The 8,241-nt window shown below is 46.2% G+C and carries 6 protein-coding genes; 1 reads left to right on the top strand and 5 read right to left on the bottom strand.

Going from position 1 to position 8,241, the window contains the following annotated elements:
- Window positions 1-82 precede the first annotated feature (82 nt).
- From Q0668_RS20540 to map, 4 genes are all read right to left on the bottom strand, one after another.
- Complete coding sequence (locus tag Q0668_RS20540) at window positions 83-1,696, bottom strand: carboxypeptidase-like regulatory domain-containing protein (protein ID WP_298868061.1); 1,614 nt, start codon at window positions 1,694-1,696, stop codon at window positions 83-85.
- A gap of 80 nt (window positions 1,697-1,776) precedes the next feature.
- A complete protein-coding gene (locus Q0668_RS20535; protein ID WP_298868059.1) occupies window positions 1,777-2,667 on the bottom strand; it encodes an acetamidase/formamidase family protein in 891 nt (296 codons plus the stop codon).
- A gap of 164 nt (window positions 2,668-2,831) precedes the next feature.
- Window positions 2,832-5,009: a GDSL-type esterase/lipase family protein gene (locus Q0668_RS20530; protein ID WP_298868057.1), complete on the bottom strand. Its 2,178-nt coding sequence runs from the start codon at window positions 5,007-5,009 to the stop codon at window positions 2,832-2,834.
- A 113-nt stretch (window positions 5,010-5,122) separates the two neighbouring features.
- Complete coding sequence (gene map, locus Q0668_RS20525; protein ID WP_298868055.1) at window positions 5,123-5,914, bottom strand: type I methionyl aminopeptidase; 792 nt, start codon at window positions 5,912-5,914, stop codon at window positions 5,123-5,125.
- A gap of 231 nt (window positions 5,915-6,145) precedes the next feature.
- Between map and rlmB the strand changes: the two genes are divergently transcribed.
- Window positions 6,146-6,931, top strand: a complete 786-nt coding sequence (rlmB, locus tag Q0668_RS20520; RefSeq protein ID WP_298868054.1) for a 23S rRNA (guanosine(2251)-2'-O)-methyltransferase RlmB — start codon at window positions 6,146-6,148, stop codon at window positions 6,929-6,931.
- 26 nt (window positions 6,932-6,957) lie between these two features.
- Here the strand turns inward: rlmB and Q0668_RS20515 are convergent.
- Window positions 6,958-8,241: efflux RND transporter permease subunit (locus Q0668_RS20515; protein ID WP_298868053.1), on the bottom strand; the 1,284-nt coding region annotated here is incomplete at its 5' end.

The raw sequence follows: 8,241 nt of genomic DNA, 5'->3' as shown, positions 1-8,241 counted from the left end.
CATTCCCGGGCGGAAACGACTGGAAATCGATCATGGCAAACCGATCATGGATATCATTACCTGAGTCATGCAGTCAGCATATTCATTTTGTGAATCGATCCAGAACGTTGCGCGATATTTTCGAGACATCATCATCAACCAGCATTGAAGTAATCCAGCAAATCGATCCGACTGAGAACACTTCTCCTCCGGACGAAGTCTGATAATGCACCATGTCAGCCCCCCCCTGATCCGGATTAATGCCTTGTGCGACTAAATGCACATCAGGCGGTGAACTGGGAGAAATCTTGTCGGTTTCATGTCCGGAAGCGCCTCCCGGAATTCGCATATGCTGGCTTTCTGTCCCAAACAGGTCATCTGTTTTTAAATTCGTTCCTTCAAAACACCAGTGTTTGTCATCAACGACTTTGTAAGGAGCACCCGTCATGATACCGGCAAACGAAAAGACGACCCCCAGCAGGTTTGCCTCAGATTCCTGCCGCGCATGATAACGACTTTCGTAAGTAGACTCCGATTCGGGTATCGGAGGATCCATCGCCACTCCACACCATTTTGTACAATCTGTATTGTGATAGACAACTCGTTCGTCATCTAAAAATTCAACTTCACAATTCAAACCGTTGCCTCCCAGATAAATCAAACGCCCTCCTGATTCAAACACCCAGGTCTTCAGGCTCTCATACATCTGCTTTGACCAATATTCAGGGTGCGAACTCAAAATCAGAACTTTATATTTATCTAAAGGCAGCTGTCCGAAATGGAATTGCGTTTCACTGTAATAATCGTAGTCAACGCCCTGCTCTTCCATCCAACCCAGCAAACGCCACTCCGAATGCAACATACCGCATCCCATGCGACTAAAAATCGGATCGCGGAGCCCCTCATCCAAATCGATATGCAAATAAGGTTGTGGGCGTTCCAGTGAAAGAGGCGGATATTCGTCTACATAATAGGCGCCAAAAGATGGTTTAAGATAACGCCTTAATTCCTGACGCGAATTGACAACAGGTGTAGGAGGCAAGCCTTCGGGATTCACATAATTACTGCGCCCACCGAAATTGTTATAGGCATTCCAGGTCAAATCGCTGGCGAGTATGGCCACATCAGACTGCGGCGTTTTTGGTGAAACAACCCAGGGATAAGTAAATACTTCCCCAGACTGATTACTTAGATGATACATATACAATCCAGATTTTTCTGGCGCCACAACCATTTGTTTCTGCGTGACGGTCTTATATCCGACATTATTCCAGTCGACTCCATTCTGTGTGTAATCCCCATCTGGAGTAATCTGCAGATTCGACAATGGGGCATGATCATCAAATGTACCAATCCGACGGATGTACTCTTTTTCTTTACCGTATCGCCATAGTTCCAGATAATATTCGGATGTCGAATGGACACGAAACTCCGATGACTCACCGGCACTCACACAGCGTGGCCAGGCAAAACCATACAGCTTTGTTGACAGTAATCGGAACTGATGTATTTGACCGGGTTCCACTTGAAGTTGTACCCGTTTGGAGCAAAATTCTCGATGTTGCAGGATCACCTCATAGTCCCCGGCTGGCAGGTCTGCAATCACAGCTCCTGATGCCGTAGAACGTGTGCTGATAAACTGACCCTTCGCTTGAAACTCGACAGCCACATCATACAAAGCGCGATAATTTTCGTCGCTGACATATCCAATTAACATAAGTACGATTCCAGATACGGGAGAGAATTCAAGGAAAGAAACAGGACAGTTTTAAACAATGACAGGCATTCATAAGAATATCAGGAGGGATGATTAACATATTCTTTTGCTATTTTGACAGCCAAGCCGCCTCCCTCATAGTATCCCATCGATATCTCTGCCACATGTGTCAGGAGATCATAGGCTCGCCAGCGATTCCAGCCATATTCGGTTTCCATCCAGAGAATCATCTGGGCAAACGCTTCGGCTGTAGCACGTTCCATGGGAGTGCCACTTGCCACAGTGATAATTTCCTCAGGAGATTCTATACGCGGACCAGCGATTACTTTGTCTTTGATCAAGTTTATTGTAAGAGTTGTTTGAGATGCCATTTCCAGACCGGTTGCGGATAATTCCCCCTGCCCCATGGCTGCGTGGGCATCCCCCAGATAAAGGGAGGCGCCTGTCACAAAGACCGGCAAATAAAGTATGTTACCCACGGTTACTTCGCGGATATCCATGTTCCCACCATGCGGCCCAGCCGGCATCGTACTAGGCATTCCATAAGCGGGGGACGTACCAATACAACCCAGCATGGGTACATACGGAATTTTGATTTCGTCACTCCAATAGACGAATCCCTCCCGAATCGGACACACATGCGCGCCATCGGGAACATCAGTCCCCAGCCATTGACAAAGTTGTTTTGGATTACCTGTGTATGTTGCACATTGACCATCGCGCGGTTCGATCGATTTAATTTGAATTGCCAGGGTATCGCCGGGTTCTGCCTGTTCTACAAAAACAGGTCCGTTGACTGGATTGCTGAATGGCACTGTTGCTTTGTCTCTATGGTCCCCTGCTTTTCGAATCTGTCCAGAAAGAGCATCCTCGGTCTCCACGCGGAGTGTTTCGCCAGACGCAATTCTGATCCGAGGTTCCTGCGAGCGGTTGAATTCATAACTGAATGAACCAAGAGAAAGCTGCTTCATATCGATGATCCTGTTTTCAATTTATCCCTGTTTGGCACAACGCAGATTTCACAGCACTCACCGGGAGACTGCCATCATAAACAAAATCGATCTTAACATACATCAACCGAGCCATTCTGTCAGATCTTTCATCGCGACATACGGCGTTCCGCAACCTTAGATCTTCAATCCAGTTGGGATTGCAACCATTTCTCAAGAATCACTTCGGGGCTTTCTGACTGAGAGGTTGTTCGGTCAACGAGGGTTAAATCCTGCCCGCGCACCAGTTCTCGTGTGAGTTGATCGTATTCGGCCGGTTTGTGCTTGCTATCAAAGACGTCAGGATGAAATACCACACAATCCCACCCGCCGACGCCAAAGTTAAGCGAGTAGTTCATTGTCCACATAAAACTGTGAATAAATTCTTCCTTCGAATCGGCTTTGGCATCTCGCGGAATTGCGAGCAGAACCAGATCCGGCTTTTTGGGACGGATCATGGTTTTGGCATCCGCTTCGATTTGCCTGCGCGTCTTACCTTCAGTCTCCCACGTCGTTACTTGCAGTTTCGCATCAGGTGCAATTTTTTTAAACGTTTTCTGTATCATTTGGTCCAATGGCGGCATGGCTACTATTCGAACAGGCTGTTTTTTTGCCAGAAGCGATTTTGTACGAGGAATTGCCAATACGGGTGGTTCGACATCTGCGAGCGAAACCGATTTGCCCGTGATTGATTCTGTCATCAATTCTGCAAATTTTTTGTGTCCAGCCATATTGGGGTGAATTTCATCGCTCATCATCAATCGCCATGCCAGCGCATCCTGCTTTCGAAATTGATTTAGTTTTTGATGGCTGTCACAGACTGGCACCTGCATTTCATAGGCAACCTCTTGAATCACGTCACAATACTTGACCAATTTTTCTGCAGGTCGGCCGGATGTTGTGATCACAGCATTGGGCGTACAGAGCAAGACTTCTGCACCCGTCTCGCGGCATTGTTTGATAATATTGTTGAGATTCTCTTTATATTGATCCAGTGGAACACGGGTCATATCATTCAAACCAAACATTATCGTCACTAGATCAGGCTTATGCTTCAGCACATCTCGTTCGATCCGCGCCAACGCATTAACGGTTGTGTTCCCACTGATGCCAGCGTTATGCATTGTCAAGCTCGCCTTAGGAACCGCCTTCTTCAAAGCAATCCCCAGCATATCGGTATAGGCACGCCTGCTACCCGTATGATAGTAAACTCCGGTAACACTGTCTCCAAAACAGACAACTTTGACCGGCTTCCCAGAATTCAACTTCTCAACAGTTTTCGGCAAGCCGGGAGGTAAACCAGCATTTTTACCCTGCTTCTTTAACCAGTCTTTCGGAATGTCCAGCGACCAGACTTCGCTATTGAGCGGTTGGGCATGCCCTCCTGCAATCCATATCTTATCCTGAAAAACGAAGGCGGAAAGTTCGTGACGTTCTTTCCAGACATGGTTCGTCGGGAGCAAATTCCAATGTTTTCCATCTTTTGAGTACCAGGCATCATTTTTATTTTTTGCAGGATTATTGGACCAGCCACCGATCACCCATATGTGATCCCGATAAACGACAGAAGAAAACCATAACCGTTCATGCCAGGGAGCCTTGGCTGTTTCCTGCTTCCAATGTATGCCATCTTCGGAACTCCAAACATCATTGGTCGCGTGATATTCTGGCGTATAATTACCGCCACCAAAGACATACATTTTCCCATTCAACACAGCAGCCTGATGATAAGCACGCGGCGACCAGCCGGCATTCGCTGTGGCCAACTTCCATGTTTTCCCATCAGAAGAATACCAGACATCGTTCTTGAGACTTTTTTCGTCGCCAAAATAATAATTTTCGGTCCCTCCCAGAATCCACATTTTGCCCTTGAACTCTACTAATGCGGAAGCCAGTCGCGGGGTCCATTCTGCTTGTTTTGTCACTTCATCCCACTGTTTGCCATCGACGGAAGACCAAACCTGATTTCCAGCAGAATGCCCTTTTAGCCTTCCATTATACCAGCCACCCATCATCCACATTTTGTCATTAAAGACGACTGACATCGGCAAATCACTATGAATCCAGGGAGCCTTTTTTGTGACAAGATTCCAGGACTTACCATCGGCGGAACTCCAGACATCCCGCGGCGGTGCTGCATAGGAACTGAACCAGCCCCCGAAGATCCACAACTTATCCTTATAAACGAGCTCACCTTGTGAATCACGCGCTTGCCAGCCTGCTTTCTCTGTAACTTGAACCCAGTCGAATTTTTTCTCTTCTGCAAAAACAGAAACAGCCATCGAAACGATGACTACGGCCGCAACCAAAGATTGTCTCATCATGCTGGCTCCCAGTTTCAATATCATAGTTCACAGGAAATCATAGTTCACAGGAATTCAAATAGAAGACGCTGTTTTCATTCTAATTCAACAGGTCAAAGCACACCAATTGCGACTCAGAACTTATGACCGGCTTGAGGCCCCTCTTTAGTCAACGTCAATATTTCCGGACCGTCTTCCGTCATGAGAATCGTATGTTCAAATTGTGCAGATAATTTATTGTCCTTGGTTCGTACTGTCCAACCATCACTCTGGTCTTCGACAGTTTTCCAGGAACCGGCATTCAACATCGGCTCAATCGTAAAACACATACCTGGTAACAGGAGATCACGCTCTGAACTGGAAACCGGATAGTGTGGAATTCCGGGATCGGTATGAAATTCTCGTCCGATACCATGCCCTTGATACTGACGCACAACGCCAAAATTATCATCTCTCGCGTAGTCAGAAATCACTTGACCAATTTGAAGGACACTGGAACCCGGTTGAAGTGAATTAATCGCCAGAAAAAGTGAATCAAAAGTCACTTGCACCAGCTTGCGCGCTTCGTCCGAGACCTGTCCCATTAAAAAAGTTTCTGATTGGTCTCCATACCAGCCATTGACGATACTCGTAATATCAACATTAACAATGTCACCCTCCTTGAGAACGGTATCATCGGGTATGCCGTGACAAACGACTTCATTAATGCTGATACAACAACTTTTGGGATATCCCATGTACCCCAGCGTTGCCGGTGTGTTTCCGTGAGAAACAGTATAGTCGTGAACGATTTGATTTATTTCATCAGTCGTAATGCCAGGCTTGACATACGGACGCAAATGATCCATCAACTGTGCGTTAAACTGGGACGCAATTCTCAATCGTTCCCATTCGAATGGTTTATAGATTACTGGATTTTCGGACAAAAGAACTGCCTCTATGTCAATTTTAATAAAAAGCTGTTAGTACATTAATGTAGCGCATCGAATGTAATATCATTCGATCATATCAACATCAATATGACAGGCCACTACAATCTGATAAAACAAGTTTGAACACAATTTGAAATCGAGAATCAACATTGAATCTCATGCATTACTGCATTACGCTTCAGATTATTTTCATTCATAGAATACTCAAAATGAAAAAGAATTCCTATGGTCGGAAAGCATTCTAGAGGAAAGAAAAACAAGCCATTACTGGGAAACCATCAGAAGTGCTGGATTTGGGGCAGGAATGCGGTCATGGACACCCTGTCGGCGGGTTTCTGGCCTATGTGGGAACTGCACTTGTCAGAAGAATTAAATGGAGAACTGAAGACCCAGGCAGAGCAACTAGCCAGTCAATTATCAATACCAGTTTCCTTCGCCTCGAATAAAGATCTGACTCAAAAGTGCCGCGCCAGCGATCATCAGGGAATGATTGCAAAAATGGCACCCTTTCCCTATTCCTCACCGGAAGAAATAATTGAGCGAACAACGTCATCAGCACTCTACCTTATTCTCGATCGCATTCAGGACCCCTATAATATGGGGGCGATCATTCGCTCCGCTGAAATTCTGGGTGCACTTGGAATATTCACGGGAACGGATGAACAATGCGAAGTCACCAGTCTCGTTTGTCGCACATCAGCCGGCGCTGTCAACCGAATTCCTGTTGCTGAAGTAACTGATCTCGCACAATTATGTCGCGAGTTGAAAGATTCAGGAATCTCCGTCGTAGGAACCGCAATGCAGGCACCAGACATACTGTCAAATTATGATTTTTGCCAACCATCGGCCATCGTTGTCGGAAATGAAGGAATGGGAATCAACACAGAACTTCTCGCAGAGTGTTCTCATCTTGTGCGAATACCACAACAGGGTGAAACCGAATCCTTGAATGTGTCAATCTCGGCGGGAATCATGCTTTATGAAGCCAGTCGACAGCGGAAATTCAGTTGATACGAATCTGTAGCTCCCTTGAACAATTAACTTGACGGGGGCGCAGAACTGGCTGTCGCTTCTTCCTCAATCACTGGCTTCGTTCCTAAAATCTTGTCACTGATTTTCTGAACAACCACATACATTACAGGCACCATAAAGACACCAAAAAACGTAGCGGCTGCCAGACCTGCTACCACAGCTGTTCCCAGCGCCTGTCGACTTCCCGCACCTGCGCCCGAGGCAATCGCCAAAGGAACGGCTCCCAAAATCGCGCTGATCGCTGTCATGAGAATCGGACGAAATCGTAAAAAACAGGCTTCGATCGCCGCATCGGTAATCGATTTCCCTGACTCACGCTGTTGCTTGGCAAATTCCACAATCAGAATCGCATTTTTACTTGCCAGAGCAATCAATAATACAAAACCAACTTGAGTATAGATATTATTATCCAGTCCTCTTGCCATCGTCGCAAAGATAGCGCCAAAAATGCCGAGGGGCACAGACATAATCACAGAGATAGGAATGGACCAGCTTTCGTATTGGGCACATAAAAATAAATAGACAAATACCAGCGCCATTGCAAAAATAAACGGCGCCATATTACCTGCTGCAATTTGCTGATAAGAAATCCCCGTCCATTCATAACCAAATCCCTGTGGCAAAACTTCATCGGATAACTGTTCCATGCGGGTGATGGCTTGTCCCGAGCTGAATCCCGGAGCAGCATTTCCCGTAATTGCCGCTGTAGGATACAGGTTATAATGACTTACATTCTGTGGCCCTGCGGAATTATTTACTTTCACCAGCGTATGCAAGGGCACCATATTCCCCAGGCGATCCCGCACTTTGAGAAGCGTTATATCTTCCACCTTGTTCCGAAATTGCTGATCCGCCTGCACCATCACCTTGAAGACGCGGTTAAATTTGTTGAAATCATTCACATAGGTAGATCCTAAATTTGCTTGCAGCGTATCGAAAATAGAATCGAGAGGAATCCCCATTTTAATGGCTTTTTCTCGATCAATATCCAGATAGATTTGCGGAACGGTAGCGCTGAAACTGGTATTCAATCCAGATAACATGGGATCAGAGTTTCCGCGATCCATTAAGTCAGTCGTCGCCTGCTGTAAGACATCAGATCCGGCTGAACCTCGATCCTGAATCTGGATCTGAAAACCCCCTGCATTTCCCAGACCCTGAATCGCAGGTGGAATAAATGCGAACGAAATGGATTCCTGAATGGCAGATAAAGATTTGTGTAAATTGCGCAGTAATCCAAATACAGTCAGCTCTGGTTTTTGGCGCTGATCCCAGTTTTCCAGCGTAAC

The organism is uncultured Gimesia sp. (genome assembly GCF_937910335.1).
GTDB lineage: Bacteria > Planctomycetota > Planctomycetia > Planctomycetales > Planctomycetaceae > Gimesia.
The sequence above is the reverse complement of the archived record's forward strand: the minus strand, read 5'-3'. Positions and strand labels throughout refer to the sequence as shown.